Annotated in this window: 2 protein-coding genes; one reads left to right on the top strand and one right to left on the bottom strand. The window is 71.0% G+C overall.

Annotated features, from left to right (window positions below):
- Nucleotides 1–1,187: MFS transporter (locus V7Z54_RS01255; protein WP_334133760.1), on the top strand; the 1,187-nt coding region annotated here is incomplete at its 5' end.
- Nucleotides 1,188–1,214: 27 nt separating this feature from the next.
- Here the strand turns inward: V7Z54_RS01255 and V7Z54_RS01250 are convergent.
- Nucleotides 1,215–2,324: a YeeE/YedE family protein gene (locus tag V7Z54_RS01250; protein ID WP_334133759.1), complete on the bottom strand. Its 1,110-nt coding sequence runs from the start codon at nt 2,322–2,324 to the stop codon at nt 1,215–1,217.
- Between the last annotated feature and the right edge of the window lie 14 nt (nt 2,325–2,338).

Below are 2,338 nucleotides of genomic sequence, written 5' to 3'. Positions count from 1 at the left end.
CGCGGGGCCTGCTGGCCATTTTCGGCGCCACCTTCTTCGAGCTGGTCGGCTATTTCATGCTGACCCCGTGGCTGGTGCTGCGGCTGACGGCGCAGGGCACACCAACGGCGCTGACCGGGCTGTTCGCCGCCAGCGCCTGGGTGGGTATTTTGCTGATGACGCCGTTTGCGTCGGCGCTGACGCGCGCGCTGGGGCGGCGGCGCGCCCTGTGGCTGTCGGGTACGGTGCCGGTGCTGGCCGGGCTGGGCTATGCGCTGCCGCTGCCGGCCGACACGGCCCTGCCGCTGTGGTTTGCCCTGAAACTGCTGGCGGGGATGGCCTCGGGCCTGCGTTGGGTACTGGCCGAGGCGCTGGTGGCCGAATTCGCGCCGGCGCATCTGCGTGGACGCGCGGTGGGTCTGTTCGAGACCCTGGTGGGGGCGACGTTCGTCATCGGCCCCTCGCTGCTGGCCGCCGTGGGGCCGGCCAGCGTCACGGCGCTGGCGCTGGCGGTGGGACTGATGGCAACCGGACTGCTGTGGCTGCTGGCCATCCCTCCCTTGCCCACGCCGGCCGACACAGCCAGCGCCGCCGTCGGCTGGCGCGGCGTCCGGCAGGCCCTACGGGCGCACCCGGTGATCATCGCCGCCGGCTTCTGCGGCGGCTTCTTCGAAAGCGGACTCACGTCGATCCTGCCGCTGTACGGTCTGGCCCTTGGGCTGGGCACAGCGGCAGCGGCGCTTCTGGTGTCGGCCAGTGGCCTGGGCAGTGCGCTGCTGATGCTGCCCGCCGGCGTGCTGGCCGACCGGCTGGGCCGGCGCGACAGCCAATGCGGTAGCGCCGGTGGCGCCCGGCTGCGCCTGATGCGGGCCAGTGCCACCGTGACGCTGCTGGCCTCCCTCGCGCTACCGTGGGTGGCCAACATGCCGTGGCTGGCCTGGCCGGTGGCGTTTCTGTGGGGCGGTGCTGGCGGGTGCCTGTACACGCTGGCGATGATCGACATCGGCGCGCGCGAGCGCGGGGTGACGCTGGTCAACAGCACCGCGGTGCTGGTGATGGCCTACACCCTGGGTGGTGTGCTGGCGCCATCGCTGGCCGGTGCCGCGCTGCAATGGGCACCGCGCGTCGGCTTTCCGGCGCTGCTGCTGGGCGTGGCCGCGCTGTGTTGGGTCGCCCTGGCACGCACCCGCACCGCGCAGCGCTATTGAGTGGTGCCGCTGCCGCCGCGAGATGCTTCAGGGCGCACGGGCCACGTCGCCGACGGAGGCTGGCGTGACCGCTGCCATAGCCGGGCGATGCTGTGGCCGGTCGATCAGCCGGTCGGCGATACCGCCCCCGACCCACATGCCCACCAGTGTCAGCCACGCCGTCACCGCGAAGATCGAGCCACCGGTCATCCCCGCCCCCACCGCGCAGCCGCCCGCCAGCATCGAGCCGAAGCCCATCAGCACCGCGCCCACGATGTAGCGCGGCATGGTATAGGCGCCGCCGAAGCCCTCCAACTTCCATTCGCGCCCCACCAGGGCACCGGCCAGCGAGCCTAGAAATACCCCCGGCATCAGCCCGAGTCCGAACGACCAGGGCTTGTCGGCCTCGGCCAGCACACGCATCAGCCACTCGGTCGACGGGCCGCTGAAGGTCATGCCCTGAATCTGCACCGGCTCGAAAGAGTGCGTCATCACTTGGTAGCTAAACACCCATGCCAGCGCCACCATCAGCCCGGTGGCCGCACCGCCACACCACTTCCAGAAGCCCCAGCCGCTGCGCACCGCGAAGAATACGGCCGCCGCCATCCACACCAGCCCGAACGCCAGGCCCAGGCCGGGCCCGCCGCCCAGCCACGCGAGCAGATCGCGCGACGGGCCACCCTCGACCACCCACCAGCCGCTGACCGCCTCGCGCCAAGGCGCCAGCACCCCACCCAGTGAGGCCTGCGCGGTGACGGCGAAGATCAGGCCGGACAGCAACGCACGCAGGTTGCCGTTGGCCGACAGCACCAGCAGGCGGCTGGCACAGCCGCGCGTCATCACCATGCCCAGGCCAAACAGCAGGCCGCCGATCAGGGCGCCGGAGAGGCTGCCGCGCGTGGCCAGCTGGCGTGCACTGGAGACATCCAGCCATCCGAGCAACACCATCCCCTGCACCGCCACCACCGCGGTGGCAAACGCCAGCAGCCACACCGCCAGCTTGTCGCCGAAGCGCCGGTGCCAGAACTCGATAACCGCCGCGCGCAGGCAAAACTTCGATCGCTGACCAAAAAAGCCAAAGCCCAGGCCCAGGATCAGCCCGCCCCATGCCAGCACAGCGGGTTCGCCCCAGCGTTCGATCCACGCGGCAATATCCATGTCAACCTTTCAAC

This window comes from Tepidimonas sp. (assembly GCF_036824975.1).
Lineage (GTDB): Bacteria > Pseudomonadota > Gammaproteobacteria > Burkholderiales > Burkholderiaceae_C > Tepidimonas.
This window is presented reverse-complemented; position numbering and strand designations above follow the sequence as displayed.

Bases quoted from the DNA above. Each gene is read 5' to 3' on its own strand.
- V7Z54_RS01250 (WP_334133759.1), bottom strand. From the start codon at position 2,324: ATGGATATTGCCGCGTGGATCGAACGCTGGGGCGAACCCGCTGTGCTG.